The 17,465-nt window shown below is 57.4% G+C and carries 14 protein-coding genes, 1 other RNA gene and 1 pseudogene; all 16 read right to left on the bottom strand.

Annotated features, from left to right (window positions below):
• Nucleotides 1-5: 5 nt before the first annotated feature.
• A complete protein-coding gene (gene murB, locus CU103_RS04390) occupies nt 6-980 on the bottom strand; it encodes a UDP-N-acetylmuramate dehydrogenase (RefSeq protein ID WP_170116987.1) in 975 nt (324 codons plus the stop codon).
• A gap of 55 nt (nt 981-1,035) precedes the next feature.
• The gene (murC, locus tag CU103_RS04385; protein ID WP_106662728.1) at nt 1,036-2,436 is read right to left on the bottom strand and encodes a UDP-N-acetylmuramate--L-alanine ligase; all 1,401 of its coding nucleotides are present in this window, start codon (nt 2,434-2,436) and stop codon (nt 1,036-1,038) included.
• Entirely contained in the window at nt 2,433-3,560 is a 1,128-nt protein-coding gene (gene murG / locus CU103_RS04380) for an undecaprenyldiphospho-muramoylpentapeptide beta-N-acetylglucosaminyltransferase (protein WP_106662727.1), read from the bottom strand. Before murG ends, murC begins: the two co-directional genes overlap by 4 nt.
• Before the next feature lie 6 nt (nt 3,561-3,566).
• A complete protein-coding gene (gene ftsW, locus CU103_RS04375) occupies nt 3,567-4,724 on the bottom strand; it encodes a putative lipid II flippase FtsW (protein WP_106662726.1) in 1,158 nt (385 codons plus the stop codon).
• Entirely contained in the window at nt 4,724-6,127 is a 1,404-nt protein-coding gene (gene murD, locus CU103_RS04370) for a UDP-N-acetylmuramoyl-L-alanine--D-glutamate ligase (protein WP_106662725.1), read from the bottom strand. Before murD ends, ftsW begins: the two co-directional genes overlap by 1 nt.
• Before the next feature lie 10 nt (nt 6,128-6,137).
• Entirely contained in the window at nt 6,138-7,220 is a 1,083-nt protein-coding gene (gene mraY, locus CU103_RS04365) for a phospho-N-acetylmuramoyl-pentapeptide-transferase (RefSeq protein WP_106662724.1), read from the bottom strand.
• Nucleotides 7,221-7,245: 25 nt separating this feature from the next.
• Nucleotides 7,246-8,679 (bottom strand): UDP-N-acetylmuramoylalanyl-D-glutamyl-2,6-diaminopimelate--D-alanyl-D-alanine ligase, encoded by a 1,434-nt coding sequence (locus CU103_RS04360; RefSeq protein ID WP_106662723.1) that lies wholly within the window; start codon nt 8,677-8,679, stop codon nt 7,246-7,248.
• Nucleotides 8,676-10,157 (bottom strand): UDP-N-acetylmuramoyl-L-alanyl-D-glutamate--2,6-diaminopimelate ligase, encoded by a 1,482-nt coding sequence (locus tag CU103_RS04355; protein WP_106663291.1) that lies wholly within the window; start codon nt 10,155-10,157, stop codon nt 8,676-8,678. Before CU103_RS04355 ends, CU103_RS04360 begins: the two co-directional genes overlap by 4 nt.
• 92 nt (nt 10,158-10,249) lie before the next feature.
• A pseudogene (locus CU103_RS04350) lies at nt 10,250-11,908 on the bottom strand (peptidoglycan D,D-transpeptidase FtsI family protein); the annotation flags it as partial.
• 77 nt (nt 11,909-11,985) lie between these two features.
• Nucleotides 11,986-12,444 carry a cell division protein FtsL gene (gene ftsL, locus CU103_RS04345; RefSeq protein WP_106662721.1) on the bottom strand — a complete coding sequence of 153 codons (459 nt, stop codon included), beginning with the start codon at nt 12,442-12,444 and terminating at the stop codon, nt 11,986-11,988.
• Between the two features lie 3 nt (nt 12,445-12,447).
• The gene (gene rsmH / locus CU103_RS04340; protein ID WP_106662720.1) at nt 12,448-13,470 is read right to left on the bottom strand and encodes a 16S rRNA (cytosine(1402)-N(4))-methyltransferase RsmH; all 1,023 of its coding nucleotides are present in this window, start codon (nt 13,468-13,470) and stop codon (nt 12,448-12,450) included.
• Nucleotides 13,470-13,934 carry a division/cell wall cluster transcriptional repressor MraZ gene (gene mraZ / locus CU103_RS04335; protein WP_106662719.1) on the bottom strand — a complete coding sequence of 155 codons (465 nt, stop codon included), beginning with the start codon at nt 13,932-13,934 and terminating at the stop codon, nt 13,470-13,472. The genes rsmH and mraZ overlap by 1 nt, the downstream gene beginning before the upstream one ends.
• A 394-nt stretch (nt 13,935-14,328) precedes the next feature.
• Nucleotides 14,329-14,762, bottom strand: an RNA gene (gene rnpB / locus CU103_RS04330) — RNase P RNA component class A.
• A gap of 97 nt (nt 14,763-14,859) precedes the next feature.
• Nucleotides 14,860-15,699: a lytic transglycosylase domain-containing protein gene (locus tag CU103_RS04325; protein WP_106662718.1), complete on the bottom strand. Its 840-nt coding sequence runs from the start codon at nt 15,697-15,699 to the stop codon at nt 14,860-14,862.
• 213 nt (nt 15,700-15,912) lie between these two features.
• Nucleotides 15,913-16,677 carry a peptidoglycan recognition protein family protein gene (locus tag CU103_RS04320; RefSeq protein ID WP_106662717.1) on the bottom strand — a complete coding sequence of 255 codons (765 nt, stop codon included), beginning with the start codon at nt 16,675-16,677 and terminating at the stop codon, nt 15,913-15,915.
• Nucleotides 16,664-17,383, bottom strand: a complete 720-nt coding sequence (locus tag CU103_RS04315) for a J domain-containing protein (protein WP_106662716.1) — start codon at nt 17,381-17,383, stop codon at nt 16,664-16,666. Before CU103_RS04315 ends, CU103_RS04320 begins: the two co-directional genes overlap by 14 nt.
• Nucleotides 17,384-17,465: the final 82 nt, after the last annotated feature.

Here is a 17,465-nt window from a genome sequence, read left to right as displayed (position 1 = left end):
ACGTGCTAGAGCAACTGCCCCATGAACTCGTGCACTTCATGATTGGCTCGGAACAACCCGAGGCGCTTTATTTCCCAATGCAGCCTGATGCCGGATTTTTCCAGCACGCGGGACCTTATGGTCTCGCCCAGCGTTTCAAGGTCGTATCCGGAGGCAGTGCCCGTGTTGATCATGAAGTTGCAATGCATGGGCGACATTTGAGCGCCGCCGATCATCAGGCCTCGCCCGCCGGCCTTGTCGATTTCCTTCCATGCAGATGAGCCTTCCGGGTTCTTGAAGGTTGAACCGCCGGTTTTCTCGCGAATGGGCTGCACAGTCTCGCGATGCTGCTGCACCGCGTCCATCGCCTCCTGGATGTCGCGTTTGTCACCGTGCGTTCCTTCGAAGAGCGCCGAGGTGAAGATCAGGTCATGCGCGGCCCCAGAATGGCGATAGGCATAGCCCATATCGGCATTGGAGAGCACATGCAGCTTTCCCTTGCGATCGAGGGCTCGCACTTCGACCACCCGCTCCCGGGTTTCGACACCATTGGCGCCGGCGTTCATGCGCAAAGCGCCACCGATGCCACCGGGGATACCATGATAGAAATGAAAGCCGGCTATGCCTGCCTCCAGCGCCACCGCTGCTACGCGCTTGTCGGGCGTCGCGGCACCTGCCCGAAGCTGCGAATCCCCGACGCGCTCTACCTCGCCAAATCCCTTGGCGGACAAGCGCACGACAAACCCTGGAATGCCGCCGTCGCGCACCAGAAGGTTGGAACCGATGCCGACCGGGAGAATCGGATATTCGTCTGGAACAGCCTTCAGGAAGGCTGACAGGTCTTCCTCATCAGCCGGCTGAAACATGACCTCGGCAGGGCCACCCGCACGAAACCACGTAACTTTTTCCATTCCCATATTGGGCGTCAAACGCCCTCGCAACCCCGAAAATCGGTTCCCCAGCTTTTTCAGCAGGGCTTCGCCATCAATCAGTGAAGACATATTATCCTTCCAGCAGTTTCGCCCCCGTCGGCAATTGTCGGGGCAACCGCCAAATCTAGAGCGCCGCGAGTTCCTTTGGCAAGGCGTAGGCCCACCCGGTAATGCTGCCTGCGCCCAGAAAAATCACGAAATCTTCCGGCTTGGCGATTTCAGCGACCAGAGGCGCAACCTCTTGCGGCCCGCCAATGTAGCGGGCATCGCGGTGCGCGGCAGTCCGGATGCGTGAAACCAGAGCCTCCGACGTAACACCCTCAATCGGATCCTCGCCCGCCGTATATACCGGAGCGATAATAACCGTGTCGGCATCGTTGAAGCAGGCAGCAAATTCGTCGAACAGGCTGGCAAGGCGCGTGAAACGATGCGGCTGGACGATGGCGATGACGCGGCCCTTGGCGGAATCGCGCGCCGCCTTCAACACAGCCTTGATCTCAACAGGATGGTGGCCGTAATCGTCGAAAATCTCGACACCGTTCCACGTTCCGGTGTGTGTGAACCGTCGCTTGACCCCACCGAAGGAGGATAGCCCCTTCTTGATGTCTTCAGCGGAAATGCCGAGCTCAAGTGCAACCGCAATTGCCGCAGTGGCATTGGAGACATTATGGCGGCCGGGCATCGGCAGGCGAAGGCCAGTGATCTCGGTTATTTCGCCAGTCTTGCGTTTTGCAATCTGCACATCAAAGCGGGAACTCGCGCCATCGACCACAAGATTGATGAAGCGCACATCCGCCTGGGGGTTCTCGCCGTAGGTGATAACCCGGCGATCCTCTATGCGCGATACCAGCGACTGCACCTCGGGATGGTCCAGGCACATGACGCCAAAGCCATAGAACGGAACGTTCTCAACGAATTGCCGGAATGCTTCGCGAACACGGTCGAATGTGCCGTAGTGATCGAGATGCTCCGGATCGATATTGGTGATCACCGCCACATCGGCAGGGAGCTTGAGAAACGTACCGTCGCTCTCATCCGCTTCCACGACCATCCAGTCGCCCTCACCCATGCGTGCGTTGGTGCCATAAGCATTAATGATCCCGCCATTGATCACTGTAGGATCGAGATTGCCGGCGTCGAGCAATGTGGCGACCATCGATGTCGTTGTCGTCTTCCCATGCGTCCCGCCAATGGCGACAGCTTTGCGGAAGCGCATCAGTTCGGCCAGCATTTCCGCACGGCGGACGACCGGCAGTAACTTTTCCCGCGCGGCAATCAGTTCCGGATTGGACTTCTTGATGGCGGTCGAAACAACAACGACTTCGGCATCACCGACGTTTTCGGCCTTGTGGCCAACGAATATCTCAATGCCCTTTTCCCGCAGTCGCTGCACATTGGCGCTGTCTGCCTGGTCGGAGCCCTGTACCTTGTAGCCGAGGTTGTGCAGGACTTCGGCAATGCCGCTCATGCCAATACCGCCGATACCGATAAAATGAACAAGGCCAATGTTGAGCGGCATCTTCATGGACGCACTCCTTTTTTGAATTCCGTGATGGTTTGACCGGACGCAATAGCCTCTGCGAGGTCCGCAAGCAACCTTGCAGCGTCAGGCTTGCCAGTGCTGCGGGCTTTTTCCGCAACAAATGCCAGCCGGGAGGGCTCATTCATCGCGCTCGTCAAGATCTTTGCTATACGTTCGGGCGAAAGCTCGGGCTGTTTGATAACATCTGCACCGCCAGCCGCTTGCAATGCCGCAGCATTCGCTGCCTGGTCATGGTCGAGCGCATGCGGAAACGGCACGAGGATGGCGGGCCGCCCGATGGCGGCGATCTCTGAAACGGTCGACGCTCCGGATCGCGAAAAAATGAAATGTGCGTCGGCGATGCGCCGTGGCATATCCTTGAAGAACGGCGCGACCTCTGCCTTGATCCCGAGCGATTGGTAGGCGGAACGCACTTGGGCCTCGTCCTCGGCACGTGCCTGCTGCGTCAAGATGAGCCGATCCTGATCTTCCTGGGCAAGCAGCTTGATCGCAGCGGGAATGGCGGATGAAAAATATTGCGCGCCCTGACTGCCGCCAAACACGAGGAAATGGAAGGGTTGATGTGGTTGCGAGGGGTGGTAGGGCTTGCCGACTTCAGCGAGAACTGCTGGGCGAACCGGATTGCCAGTGACGATGGTCTTGTCCGTAAAGGGTCCGCCAATGTTCGGCAAAAATCCGCCGGCGATCGCGTTGACACGGGTCGCCAAAGCCTTGTTGGCACGGCCCATAACGGCATTCTGCTCATGGACAAGCGTTGGTATTTTCATGCCGCTCGCGGCGTAGAGCGGCGGCAGCGTGGGGTAGCCGCCAAATCCAGCGACGAGTTTTGGTTTCGTCTGTCGGAAGAGTTTGCGAGAATCGAGATTTCCCTGCCAAAGCGTCCAGAAGGTTTTCGCCAAGGAAAATGGATTGCGTCCGGCAATCGTGGCGGATCGCACTATATGTATCTGCCGGGCAGGAAATGCACCCGTGAAGCGCTGGGCGCGATCGTCGGTGGCGAGGTGGATTTCCCAATCGCGCGCCATCAATTCGTGTGCCAGCGCCTCGGCCGGAAAAAGGTGACCGCCGGTACCGCCGGCGGCCAGAAATATGACACCTTTCGACATGGCCACTCAGACTGCGCCTACCATCGAACGCGTCTTCGAATCGGCCAGCGTCGCCGAACGGCGCGCTTCGGGCCGGCGCCGCGTCAGCGCGAGCAGGAGCCCCGTCGAGATTGCAACCGCAATGAGCGACGAACCGCCGTAGGAAATGAACGGAAGAGTCATACCCTTGGCAGGCATCAAATGCAGATTGACCGACATATTGATGATGGACTGGAACCCGAAAAGGATCACCAGCCCCGAGACTGATAGCCGGGTGAAATCGTCACGTTCCTTCAGCGCGATCGACAAGCCGCGAATAACGATAAAAGCGAATATCAGGACAATTAGCAGGCAAAGCGCAATGCCGTATTCTTCCGCCGTTACCGAAAAGATGAAGTCGGTGTGACTATCAGGAATAATTCGCTTGATCGTGCCCTCTCCCGGTCCCTGGCCCAACCAGCCGCCGCGGATAATCGCTTCACGCCCGGTGTCCACCTGGAATGTGTCGCCCTCGCCCGTAAGAAACCGGTCGATACGGCCCGCCACGTGCGGAAACACCGTATAGGCACCAAAGAAGCCGCCCACCGCCAGAATGCCGAGCCCGATGATCCAAAGCCACGGCACCCCAGCCATGAAGAACATTGCGCCCCAGGTGACCGCGGTCAGTATGGTCTGGCCGAGATCGGGCTGGGCGACGAGCAGCGCTGCAACCACACAGAACAGCACCATCGAGAAGAAGTTTCCCGGAATATCCTTGCGCCGCTCATTCTCCGCAAACAGCCAGGCGCACACAATGACGAAGGCCGGCTTCATGAATTCCGACGGCTGAATCGAAACACCCGCAAGCGAAACCCAGCGCCGCGCGCCCTTGACTTCGATACCGAAGAACAAGGCACCGACCATCGCTACGAGCGATATACCGAGCATGATCATGGCGAAACGGCGAATAGTCCGAGGCGCCATGAAAGATACAGCAAACATGACGATGACCGCAGGCACCATGAACAACGCCTGCCGTTTGACAAAATGAAAACTGTCGAGCCCGATGCGCTCGGCAACGGCGGGGCTAGCCGCGAAGGACAGCAGAATTCCAAGGCCCATCAGGGCAAGACAGGCTGCCAGGAGAAAACGATCGATTGTCCACCACCAGTCGGCTACGGGACCACGGTCAACACGACTAACCATTAGCTTCTAGCTCCCATGATAGGTGCTGCGCCTTCAAGCGCAAGGACGGCGGAGCGGAATGCCTCGCCGCGTTTCTCGAAATTCTGGAACTGATCGAAACTGGCACAGGCAGGCGACAGCAGGACCACGGGTTCCGTAGAACCATCCTTGGCCGCGTCGCTTGCAGCGTGTTCCACTGCAGCTTCTATCGTGCCGGATATCTCGTAAGGGGCGGCCTCGCCGAGCGTTGCTGCAAATTGCGGCGCGGCTTCCCCAATCAGGTAAGCTTTGGCGATGCGCGAGAAAAACCCGGATAGCGAAGCGATGCCGCCCTCTTTGGGCAGCCCTCCGGCAATCCAGTAAATGCGAGGGAACGAGGACAGTGCAGGTGCCGCGGCTTCCGCATTTGTTGCCTTGGAATCATTGACGAAAAGCGTCCTTCCGAGCCGTGCGACCTGTTCCATGCGATGGGCGAGACCGGGAAAGGTCTTCAATCCGGTGTTGATCTCCTCCACTGAAAGACCAACGGCGCGGCAGGCGGCGAATGCAGCCAACGCATTCTGCGCGTTGTGTTCGCCGCGCAAAGAGCCGATGCCTGCGAGTGACGCGACGACATTTCGCTCACCGTCCTTGGCATGAATGAGATTTGCGTCTTCCGCGAAATATCCATCACGGATGGGCATGCGCTTGGAAATGCGAATTACGGCTTTGCCGGTGCGTTCCAGCCGATCGGCAATCGCAGCGCAATAGCTGTCATCGACACCGACAATCGCCGTATCACTGCCAGCAACAAGGCGTTCCTTGATTTCGGCGTAGTGTTGCATCGTTCCATGCCGGTCGAGGTGATCGGGCGTCAGGTTCAAGAGGATGCCCGCCGTGGGGTTGAGCGAAGGCGCCAGGTCAATCTGGTAGGAAGAACACTCGACGACATAGTAGCGTTCGTCAGCCGGCGGCTGCAGGGTCATTACGGCGGTTCCGATGTTGCCGCCAAGCTGCATGTCGCGACCGGAAGCGTTGATCATGTGCGCGATCAGTGCCGTCGTCGTCGATTTACCGTTGGTGCCGGTGATTGCGATGAAGGGGGCGTTCTTGCATGCAAGATTGCGCTCGCGCACGAACAGCTCAACATCGCCGACGATCTCCACTCCGGCGGCTCTCGCGAGATCCACCGTCCAGTGTGGTCGCGGATGCGTCAGGGGCACGCCCGGCGACAGTACGAAAGAAGAAAACCGTTTCCAGTCTGCTCGCCGTAAATCACCAGTCTCGATCCCCGCGCGTTGCGCCCGCGCAACGCTATCGGGATTGTCGTCCCAGGCGATGATCGTGGCGCCACCCGCAAGAATAGCTTGCGCCGTTGCAATGCCCGAACCGCCGAGGCCAAAGAGCGCGACGGTCATGTCCTTCATGGAGCGGGCAGCAATCATGCAAGAAGCCTTATCTGAGCTTGAGTGTAGAAAGGCCGATCAGTGCGAGGATCACGGCGATGATCCAGAAGCGGATCACGACCTGGCTCTCCGTCCAGCCCTTCTTTTCGAAATGATGATGGATCGGCGCCATGAGGAACACGCGTTTGCCGGTCATCTTGAACGATGCCACCTGGATAATGACAGACATGGCTTCCATGACGAAGACGCCGCCGATGATGGCGAGGACGATTTCGTGTTTCGTGGCAACAGCTACAGCGCCTATGAGCCCGCCGAGCGCGAGTGATCCCGTATCGCCCATGAAAATGGCCGCAGGCGGTGCATTGAACCAGAGAAAGCCCAGTCCGGCACCGATAACCGAACCGAGCACGACAGCGAGTTCACCCGTGCCCGGTGTAAAGTGGATCTGCAGGTAATCGGCGAAGATCGCATTACCCGAAAGGTAGGCAATGACACCAAACGAAGCCGCCGCAATCATGACTGGAACCGTCGCCAGGCCATCCAGGCCATCGGTGAAATTCACAGCATTGCCGGCGCCAACCATGACGAAGGCGGCAAACGGAATGAAAAATATGCCCAGATTGAGAATGAGTTGCTTGGCGAACGGGAAAGTCAGTGACGAGGAAAAGGGTTCCTGCCCTGCCCACATAATGGCAATGCCCGCTATGGCAGCGACCAGAAATTCAATACCAAGGCGCGCTCGGGCAGAAAAGCCCTTGAACGTCTGCTTGCTCACTTTCAGATAGTCATCATAAAAACCGATGGCACCAAAGAACAGGGCCACCAGCAGTACGATCCAGACATAGACATTCGACCAATTTGCCCAGAGCAGAGACGAGAGCAGGATTCCCGTCATGATCATCAGGCCGCCCATCGTCGGTGTACCGGCTTTCTTGAAGTGGGTCTGGGGGCCGTCAGCCCGGATGGGCTGGCCGCGGCCTTGGCGAATGCGCAGCGAGTCTATGATGCGCGGACCAAAAAGGAAGACAATCAACGCAGATGTGATCAGCGCACCGCCGGTCCGGAACGTGATGTAGCGGAACACGTTTAGAAACTGGATATGTTCCGCCAGACCGGCGAGATAGTAAAGCATCAGCTATTTCCCCATAACCGCAGGATTACTCGGCAGGGCCGAGAGGTTCCACGGTGTTGTATTTTTGCAAGAGCGTTTTCACGATCTGAGAGAACCCAGTCCCCTTGGATGACTTGATCATAATCACGTCACCGGCCCTGATCGTGTTCAGCAATTGCGGTTGCAATTCGTCTACGCTCTGCCTGTATTCGGCGTGAAATTCAACCGGCATGGCCGCTTTGAGCGCTGCCATCTCCGGTCCGCCGAGAAAAACCATGTTGATATGATTGGCGACAATCACTGACGACAGGTCTGCATGCAGCTTCGGAGCCTGCTTTCCGAGTTCCAGCATGTCGCCGAGAACCGCGATCCTGCGCCCCTTACCGGAAGGTGTGGCTGCAGCCAGGAGTTCTATCGCAGCGCGCATCGATGCCGGGTTGGCATTATAACTCTCATCAATCAGCGTGATTGTACCGTTGGCTACTTCGAGAATATGGCGGGCACCGCGGCCACTTTCCGGCCGCAATGAGGCAAGCGCCAAAGTCACCTTGGCCATGTCCGCACCCGTCAGATGCGCGGCGCCGAGGACTGCGAGAACATTCTGAACGATATGCCTGCCTGGTGCACCGATCTTGGCAACGACTTCTTCGCCGGCGAGACGCGCTGTCATGCAGGAGCATTCACCGTGCAGCTTGAGCTTGATCAAACGGTAATCCGCTCGCGCATTTTCGCCAAAGGTCTTGATGTGCTCGACGCCGGCCTCTCGTGCCAGCTTTTCGAGCAATTTGAAATGCTTGTCGTCACGGTTGAGCAGGGCATACCCGCCTGGCAGCAACCCTTCGAAAATTTCTGCCTTGGCGGCAGCTATTTCCTGGAGATTCTTGAAGTGGCCGAGATGCGCCGGCGCAATCAGGGTAACCAGCGCAACATGCGGCCTGACCATTTTGACCAGAGGGCGAATTTCATCGACGTGGTTCATGCCGATTTCAAACACACCGTAGTCGGTGTCCGCAGGCATGCGGGCAAGGGTCAGCGGCACACCCCAATGATTGTTGAACGACGCAACCGATGCATGAACCTTACCCGCTTCGGCAAGTACGTGCCGCAACGCTTCCTTGGTCGTTGTCTTGCCGACTGAGCCGGTAACTGCGATGATTTGGGCGTGTGAACGTTGTCGCGATGCGAGGCCCAGCCGTGTCATCGCCGCCAGCACGTCATCAACGACAATCATCGGTGCTTTCAACTTACCGAGCGCGGGCAATTTTGCTTCCGCCACAACAAGAAGCGCTGCGCCAGCTGCAACAGCTGCTGTCGCATAATCGTGGCCGTCCAGCGCATCGCCCTTGATGGCAAAGAACGCCTCCCCCTTGCGCAAGGTGCGCGTGTCGATCGAAATGCCGGTAATTCCATCCGGCAGTTTGCCGACGGGCCGGCCGTTCATGGCTTCGATCATCGCATCAGAAGTCCAAAGCAGGCTCATGCACCGGTCTCCCGAGTGCCCTGGCGCGCGAGCCGGTCCTTGAGCGCTTGTCCGACCTCGACGTGGTCGGAGAACGGCAATACCACGTCACCCACGGTCTGGCCTTCTTCATGACCTTTACCAGCGACGATCAGCGTATCACCCGATTTCATCATCGCGACAGCTTCGCGGATCGCCTCCCGCCGGTCCGGGATCTCGCGGGCACCTGGCGCTGCGGCGAGAATCTCGGACCGAATCGTCGCAGCAACTTCTGAACGGGGATTGTCGTCGGTCACTATGACGACGTCAGCAAGTCGGGTAGCGATTTCGCCCATCATCGGGCGTTTGCCCTTGTCACGATCACCACCGCAACCGAAAACCACGATAACCCGACCCGTTGTGAATGGCCGAACCGAGGCGAGGACATTTTCCAGGGCATCAGGTTTGTGGGCGTAGTCGACATAGGCGGGTGCGCCGTCCTCTGTCGCGCCGACAAGGTCAAGCCGACCGGGCGCACCCTTCAAACGCTCCAGACCCCGCATCGCGGCAGCGGCCGGAACGCCCGTCGCAATGGCAAGGCCAGCGGCGACGAGCCCGTTCGCTACCTGAAAATCACCGGCCAGTGGCAGGGTAATTTCGTAGATTTCACCGGCAATATGCACTTCCACATGCTGGCGGAACCGCTCGTGTTCAACGCGTTTCAGTGTAATGAAATCTCCCTTGCGGCCAACAGTCAGAACCGTGCAACCGGCTTCGGTGGCAGCAGCAATCGTGGGCTTGGAGAATGGATCATCCGCGAAAATGACCGCCGGTGCGCCCTTCGGCAGCAATTCAGTAAAGAGCCGCAGCTTGGCGGCGTGATATTCTTCGACGGTTGCATGGTAATCCATGTGATCGCGGCCGAGATTGGTGAAGGCACCGGCAGACAATCTGACGCCGTCGAGGCGGCGCTGGTCGAGACCATGGGACGAGGCTTCCATAGCAGCATGAGTCACGCCTTCATCAACGAGCTCGCCAAGCAATTTATGCAGCTCGACCGGGTCCGGCGTGGTCAGTGAACCGTAATCCTCACGCTTGGGCGAAACGACGCCGGTGGTACCAATGCTCGCCGAAGCGAAACCGGCCTGCGCCCAGATCTGGCGTGTAAACGAAGCAACCGATGTCTTGCCACTGGTGCCGGTGATGGCCACCATGACATCCGGCTGGAGCTTGTAGAAGCTCGCGGCGACCAATGCCAATGTGCGGCGAGGATCATCGACGTAAATGATTGGAACCGGGATCTTGCCGAGTTTCGCCCCCTTGGAGGTAATAATAACGGTCGCGCCTCGTGCGACGGCATCGGTCGCATAAGCGACGCCGTCAGCCTTGGAGCCCTTGAGTGCTGCGAACAAAAAACCGCGCTCCACCTGCCGGGAGTCTGACGTCAAGCCATTGATCGTCTTCTCTCCGAGTTCGGAGATAGCCAAGGCAGGAATGCCATTCAGATCTTTCAGTTTCATGGCCGGACTGGAACCCATTTTTCAAACGTTATTCTTCATCAACTCATCGAGTCTGCTCGCAATGCGCACCGTTTTGAGTCGAATCTGCGGCACTACTCAAACGTAACCATCATTGGAGCAGATTCTTGTTCTTCCCCGAAGTCTGGTTTCACGCCGAGAAAAGAGGCGGAACGGCGGATAATATCGGCTACCATCGGAGCTGCATTGAAGCCAGCCGTGGCACCAACCTTACCTTCCTCGGCCTTCGGCTCGTCGATGATCGTCAAGACAACATATTCAGGATTGTCGATAGGAAAGGCCGCAACGAAGGCGTTGAACCGGACATCGCTTGAATAACGGCCATTGATGACCTTTTCCGCGGTACCTGTCTTGCCACCGACGCGATAGCCAGGAACTGTTGCCCTATTGCCAGAACCACCGGAGCCTTTCTCAGCGTTCAGGCGATAAAGATAACGCATGTCCTCGCTGGTCTTTTCACTTACCACCTGCTTTGCCACCTTGTCGGCCTCTTCGATCGTGCGTGGCAGGAAGGTCGGCTCTATGAGTTTGCCGCCATTCATCAGTGCAGCAGCACCAACGGCGGTTTGCAGCGGCGTCGTCGCCATTCCGTGACCGAAGGCTATGGTGATGGAGTGAACCTTCTTCCACACTTTTGGCTCCATCGGACGTGCGACTTCCGGCAGTTCCGTGGTCATTCGATCCAGAAGCCCCAGGCGATGCAGGAATTCGCGGTGGCCCTCAATACCGACAACATCAGCTTCCTTCGCCGAACCGATATTGGAGGAGTAGATAAACACCTCCGGCAAGCTCAATACGCGGTGCTTGCCGTGAAAATCGCGGATCGTCTGGTGCCCGATGGTGATCGGGCGGCTGGCGTCGAACGTGCTGCTCAGACTGACCTTGCCGGAATCGAGCGCCATCGCGGTCGTAAAGCTCTTGATGGTCGAGCCCATCTCAAAGGTGCCCGCAGACATGCGGTTGAGGCGATCTTTATCCAGGGCATTGAACGGATTGTTCGGATCGAAATCGGGTGCCGATGCCATGGCAAGCACTTCACCCGTTCGAACATTGAGCACAACCGCCCCTGCCGCAATAGCGCGATAACGTTGCATCGCGGTGACGACCACATCGCGCACGACGTGCTGGACACGCAAGTCGATTGACAATCGCACCGGCTCAAGAGAGCGGCTATCGGCAAGACCGACATCGCGCAGGTCCGACAACCCTTGTTCGTCGATGTATTTTTCCATGCCAGCAATTCCCTGGTTGTCGATATTGACGAGGCCAAGGATGTGCGATGCGGTGGGTCCACCGGGATAGAAGCGGGATTTCTCCGTTCGAAAGCCAATGCCCGGAATTCCAAGGGCCATGATTTGACTTTTCTGCTGCGGCGTCAGTCCGCGCTTGAGCCATGCAAAGCCTGAGCCGCTCTTCAGGCGGCTATACGTTTGTTCGAAATTGAGATCGGGTAACACTGTGGAAAGCAGTTCGATCGCTTCGTCTGGATCGATGATCTTGCGAGGCTCCGCATAAAGCGAAGCGGTCTTGATATCGGTTGCCAGCACTTCCCCATTGCGGTCCAGGATATCTGGACGTGCCGCAAGTACCGCTCCGGTCGGGCCATTATAGCCCGTGGTGTCTTCCTGCATGCCGTAATAGACGAGCCGGCCGCCGATAATCCCGTAAATGCCCATGAAGCAGGCTATGGCCATGACAATGCGATTACGTGCGCGGTTACCCGACTTCTTTTTCTTGGAATCCAGTTCGAACGCGGGCGCAATACCCGCCGCCAGCTCGGCCTTCTTCCGTTTGATCCACATCACAGCCATTAATAGAGCCCCACTGGCTTTGGCGTTGCATTCTGAACAATTCGTTTGACGGGCTTCGGAGCTGCCTTTGGTCTGGCGATGCTGCCGGTCGTAGTCGTGTCTGGTTTTGCGGTCTTCCCCGCATTTGCTTCCGTGATGATATTGGCAACATCATCGAAGCCTTCAGAAACAGGCTTAGGCTGGGGCAGCTCATTGATATTGACGATCTGTTGCGCTTCGACTTGCTGCAGATCGAGTTGCCCCTGGAAAGATTCCACCAGCTTCTGCAGCCGATTTGGCTGCGTCAACAGACTCCAATCGGCCTTGAGCAGGTCAATCGTATCCTTCTCATCCGTAATCATCCGTTCCAGCTTGTTCACTTGCGCCATCTGTTTTTCAGCGTCGTGTTTGATCTTGTACGTCACGGACGCCGCCGCGATCATCAGTCCAATCAAAATGATGTCGAAGGTACGCAGCACGGATCAGCTCCTCGCTGTTTCATGGAATGTGGGCAGGTTCGGCAAGCCGTAGATCGAATGATCCTCGGCAAGTGGCGGGTTTTCTGTGCGGATGCCGGCGCGCAGCTTGGCCGAACGCGCCCTCGGGTTGCGTGCGGCTTCGTCCACAGACGGTGTAACAATACCTTTGCCGACCGGTGTGAAACTGGCGAGACGCTGTTCCAGTTGGGGCAGATGACGCGAACCGCCGCCGGCGCCCGAGCGGTCGGAAAAGAAGCGCTTGACGATGCGGTCTTCCAACGAATGGAATGTTACGACGACAAGGCGACCGCCAGGTTTCAGGACGCGCTCGGCGGCGTGAAGTGCGCGCACCAATTCACCCAATTCGTCATTGACGAATATGCGCAGAGCCTGGAACACACGTGTTGCCGGGTGGATCGGCACTTTTGGATTTCTGCCGACGAGCGCCTCGATCGCATTGGCCAGGTCTCGAGTGCGTGTGAAAGGTTCCATCGAACGGCGCTTGTCAATCATGCGGGCAATACGGCCCGCATGGCGCTCCTCGCCGAGAAAGTTGAAGATGCGGGCAAGGTCACCGGTTTTCAAACGATTGACGACATCAGCGGCACTGGGACCCGAACTTGACATTCGCATGTCGAGCGGTCCGTCTTTCTGGAAGGAAAACCCACGCTCCGCCTCATCGATCTGCATCGACGAAACGCCAATGTCGAGGACGATGCCGTCCGGAGCACCGAGAATAGCCACCTGATCGAGTGTGGAGAATGTGCCTTGAACGAGGGTTAAACGGCCAGCATATTCCTTTTCCATGGCGCGGCCAGCCTCGATGGCCGACGGATCACGATCGACCGCGGTAACGGAAGCGCCAGTTTCAAGAATGCGTTTGGTGTAGCCACCTGCTCCAAACGTGCCATCGATGATCAGCTGATTTTTTGCCGGCTGCAGCGCCGCAATCACTTCGTCAAGCAAAACCGGGACGTGACGGCCATCTTCGCCTGCCTCCGTGGCATTGCTGCGGGAACCGGGCATCAGCTGGTCCCCACGGGAATGCGCAGGTTTTCCTGGCGGCGCTTTTCCGCCAGCCGCTCCCGCACCCTTGTCCGATGCGCTTCGAACCTGTCCGGATGCCACATCTGAAAATGGGTGTTCGCGCCCGCAAAGGTCACATCTGCCGATATGCCCGTATGTTCGCGAATGAAGTCCGTAACTGTGATCCGCCCATCCCCATCCAGCTTCAGGAAACCGCCGTCCGCGTGCAGATAGAACGACATATCGTCCGCCGTTTCCGCAAAGGGATCCTCCTGCTCCAGACGCTGGTCGAACCGCATCAGCAGTTCCGGTCCACCCACATCGAGCGCAGGAAGATGCAGAGATCGCAGCGCATAGAGTTCGATGTGCCCGGCCTTCTGGATGATCGAACGAAACTGCGCCGGCACGGAGACCCGCCCCTTCGCATCGATCCTGTTCGTCACATGTCCGAGGAACCGGTTCAAAACGCAACTCCGCCGTTTCCGCCCTGAGGGCCTCGATTATTTCAACCCCTGCTACACCCATCGATCGCTTCGATGCGTAAGCCCCATCAACAGTCGTCCAGGCACCGGCAAGGTGGGCCGGATGCCATGCTCGGCATGCCAAATCTGTCGGGAAACACCGTGTCGACTGAACGCTACTGATGAGATCGATCGATATCATGGGGCACTATGGGCGTCAATGGGACTAGAGGACACGTGATGGGAATCAACCGTGATTCCGGCACACTTCCGGCGATTCTGAATTTATCGCTCATTAAGCTTAATGAAGGGTTAGGACTCTGGCAGGAACGCAAGGCATGCGAGGTACCGCGCGTTCAGGAAGCGACAATCCCGCGCTTCCCGCGATAGAAACTGAAATGCCAGCTGGCCTGTAAGCCGGGTTCTGTATGGCCGGACTTTCGTCCGGCGCGGCAGCCATTCATCTTGGACGGATGTTACCACCCGCCTCCTGCAACCTACCCGGACGACTGACCCGGAAACTGATCGCCGGACTTTCGTCCGGCACGCCGTCCCTATTCGGTTTTGCTCCCGGTGGGGTTTGCCATGCCGCCCCTGTTACCAGTTGCGCGGTGGGCTCTTACCCCACCCTTTCACCCTTACCCCGTCATTCCTTGCGTCTGATCCAATCCGGATCCGGCGCAACGAAAGACGGGGCGGTTTCCTTTCTGTGGCACTTTCCCTGGGGTCGCCCCCGCCGGACGTTATCCGGCACCGTGTTTCCCTGGAGCCCGGACTTTCCTCACATGCCGCCTTTCGGCTTATGACATGCGCGGCTGCCCGGCCAGCTGGCGATCCGTATAAATGCGTTCTGGAAGAAAAACGCAAATGAAAAAGCCGGTGGAGCGATCCACCGGCTTCTTGATGCGAACCAGGATCATGCAAAAGCTTACATGGAAGCCATCTGCACTTTCACCTTGGCGCAGTAATTGGCCGAGACAGGATTCATGCGAGTTGCACCGTGGCCGGCATTGTAGCGAAGGATCGTGCCGCAAGTCGTGCCGTTGCCGAGCTTGTGGGCACCGGCGAGATACTTCATACCCCAGCGGATATTCGTATCGGGATCGTAAAGCGCCTGGCGCGAACCGGTATAGCCGAGACCACGGGCCGTCTCGAACTTGATCTGCATCAAACCGATTTCGCCGGCACTTCCCGTCGTATTGGGTTGATAGTTGCTTTCGACGCGGATGACCGCATTCGCCAAAGCCACCGGCACGCCGTACGAAGCCGCATAGGAATTGATGATCGTCGAATATTTCGTCGAACCCGTCGAGGGGGTAGTGGCGATGCTCCCGGTCGTCACGGAGTCGATCGTTTCGTTGCGCACGACCGTCTTCATGCGAGCCCTGGCATGTACGGCAGGGCGCTTGTAGGCAGCAGGTTTCTTGGTAACCTGCTCCGGCGTGCCAGCGCTTTTTTTGACTGCAGCCGCTCTTGCTGCACTTTTCTTAACAACAGTTGCGCTTGCTGCACTTTTCTTAACGACAGGTGCCTTTGCTGCACTTTTCTTAGCAACGGGCGCCTTGGCAGCGCTCAGTTTGCCCTTGTCCTTTGATGGGACAGCCTTCGTGGATTTGCCGCTGACCTTTTCTTTGGCTTCCTCGACTCGTTTCGCCTTGATGAAATCGGCGAGGTTTGTAGTCTCCGCTGGGCTGCTGAGCGCTGAATTCGAGCCATAGAAGGCCATCGCCCCAAGAAGGGCGAAAATCATACCAAATTTTTTTGTCATCGTTTTCCGTCTAGATGCTTGGGCCGCACGAGCGTACGCGCCGGGATCGTTCCGTCGCCCAAAAATCAAAGGAGCAGAGCCAGAACACTGGCCAAGGATGTGACGATCCAATGCAGCCGAATATTGATCGGCCAAATAACTTTGTGTAACCCATTGAAATATATATGCTGCGACGCACAAATAGGACTGAAAAAGGCCTTCTAGCTCAACAACTTACACAGTCAGCGCTGGTAATGCAGAAAGTAGTCTATGCAGGGTTTCGATAGTTGACATGTCCGCGACTCCATCGACCTTGGCGGGACGAAAGTGGCGCTGGAACGCCAAAATGCCCAATTCGGTCGTAGTTCCAAACACACCATCAATAGGGACACAATAGCCATAGAGCGCCAACATGGACTGGAGAGCTTCAACTGGCTGGCCCTGATCGCCCAAGGAGAAAAAACGCCCGCCCCGTATCGGCGAGGGGCTGACCCAATGGCCAACGCCCGCATCATGGAGTATCCGCCAAGGAAATTTCTCACCTGGATCGATCTTGCGCGCAGGCGCGATATCCGAATGCGCCAGGACGGCTTCGGGCCGGATGCCATGGCGTGAGACAATGCCCTTGCACAGGTCGATCAGCGCATCGATTTGCGGTTCAGCAAACCCAGGAAAATCGAACAGTGGTCCGCCATTGACAATCTCAATGCCAATCGAACTTGAATTGATGTCCGTCTCACCCTTCCAGGAGCTCTGGCCGGCATGCCAGGCTCGCTCGCTCTCAGGTACCATCTGAACGATGCGGCCATCTTCATGAACGATATAGTGTGCCGAGACTTCACTTTGCGGATTGGTAAGCCAGCTTTCCGCCGCTTCACCGGTTTCCATGCCGGTGTAGTGCAGGACCAGGAAAGACACACGTTTGCCATCCTTGCGTGGTCCCGAATTCGGCGAGGAATGAACATCGGCGCGCAAATGATCAGGTTCAAACGCTCTCATATGCCTTCAGGTCTTTTTCGACTTTTTCCCAGGCCGCGTTGATTGCAGCGATACGCTGATTGGCGATAGCGATGAATTCTTCCGGGACACCTCGTGCAATCAGCATATCCGGATGATTCTCGCGAACAAGCGCCCGATATTGCTTGCGCGCTTCTTCAAAGCTGGCGTCTCGAGAAATCCCCAATACGAGGAAAGGATCGGCTTGACCGCGATTGACGTGCCGCGCCAGAATACGATCAAACTTATCCTCATCGAGTGCAAAGATTTCCGCAACGGTGCCGAGGAAAATCAATTCCTGGTCATGAAGGGCACCATCCGCTTTGGCAATATGAAACAGCCCGTCGAGAATGTCTTCCAGCATCTTGCAATTGGGTTTTCCAGTGCCGCACAGCGAAGCCAGTTGCGTTGCGTAGGCCTCGTAGCCCGCCACGTCCTGCTTGGCGAGATTATAAAGACGGGACACCTGATCCTGATATTGCGGTGGCACGTGGAAAATCTCGTGGAAGGCATTGACCTCAGCTTGCGTTACGATGCCATCAGCCTTGGCCATCTTTGCCGACAGCGCAATCATCGCGATCGAAAATGCAACGCGACGCCGCGTTTCCGGATCTCCTTCGAAAGCGGTACGCACCGCTTCGATGATGCTGGAAAAAGCATCGATCGCTGTGCTGGTGATGAAATCGCTGATGCGGCGCCAAATCGACATGAATTCGTTTTATTCAAATTCTTTCGCAATTGCGAGAGCGATAATGAGCGGAAGCAGCTGCCGGGAAGGACCGGTTGACGCA

The sequence above is a fragment of the Phyllobacterium sophorae genome, assembly GCF_003010965.1.
Classification (GTDB): domain Bacteria; phylum Pseudomonadota; class Alphaproteobacteria; order Rhizobiales; family Rhizobiaceae; genus Phyllobacterium; species Phyllobacterium sophorae.
The sequence above is the reverse complement of the archived record's forward strand: the minus strand, read 5'-3'. Positions and strand labels throughout refer to the sequence as shown.

Coding starts and splice junctions, on each gene's coding strand:
- murG (WP_106662727.1), bottom strand. CDS start 3,560: ATGTCGAAAGGTGTCATATTTCTGGCCGCCGGCGGTACCGGCGGTCAC.
- CU103_RS04315 (WP_106662716.1), bottom strand. CDS start 17,383: ATGTCGATTTGGCGCCGCATCAGCGATTTCATCACCAGCACAGCGATC.
- murC (WP_106662728.1), bottom strand. CDS start 2,436: ATGAAGATGCCGCTCAACATTGGCCTTGTTCATTTTATCGGTATCGGC.
- CU103_RS04355 (WP_106663291.1), bottom strand. CDS start 10,157: ATGAAACTGAAAGATCTGAATGGCATTCCTGCCTTGGCTATCTCCGAA.
- mraY (WP_106662724.1), bottom strand. CDS start 7,220: ATGCTTTACTATCTCGCCGGTCTGGCGGAACATATCCAGTTTCTAAAC.
- CU103_RS04320 (WP_106662717.1), bottom strand. CDS start 16,677: ATGAGAGCGTTTGAACCTGATCATTTGCGCGCCGATGTTCATTCCTCG.
- murD (WP_106662725.1), bottom strand. CDS start 6,127: ATGATTGCTGCCCGCTCCATGAAGGACATGACCGTCGCGCTCTTTGGC.
- ftsW (WP_106662726.1), bottom strand. CDS start 4,724: ATGGTTAGTCGTGTTGACCGTGGTCCCGTAGCCGACTGGTGGTGGACA.
- murB (WP_170116987.1), bottom strand. CDS start 980: ATGTCTTCACTGATTGATGGCGAAGCCCTGCTGAAAAAGCTGGGGAAC.
- rsmH (WP_106662720.1), bottom strand. CDS start 13,470: ATGCCCGGTTCCCGCAGCAATGCCACGGAGGCAGGCGAAGATGGCCGT.
- CU103_RS04325 (WP_106662718.1), bottom strand. CDS start 15,699: ATGACAAAAAAATTTGGTATGATTTTCGCCCTTCTTGGGGCGATGGCC.
- CU103_RS04360 (WP_106662723.1), bottom strand. CDS start 8,679: ATGAGCCTGCTTTGGACTTCTGATGCGATGATCGAAGCCATGAACGGC.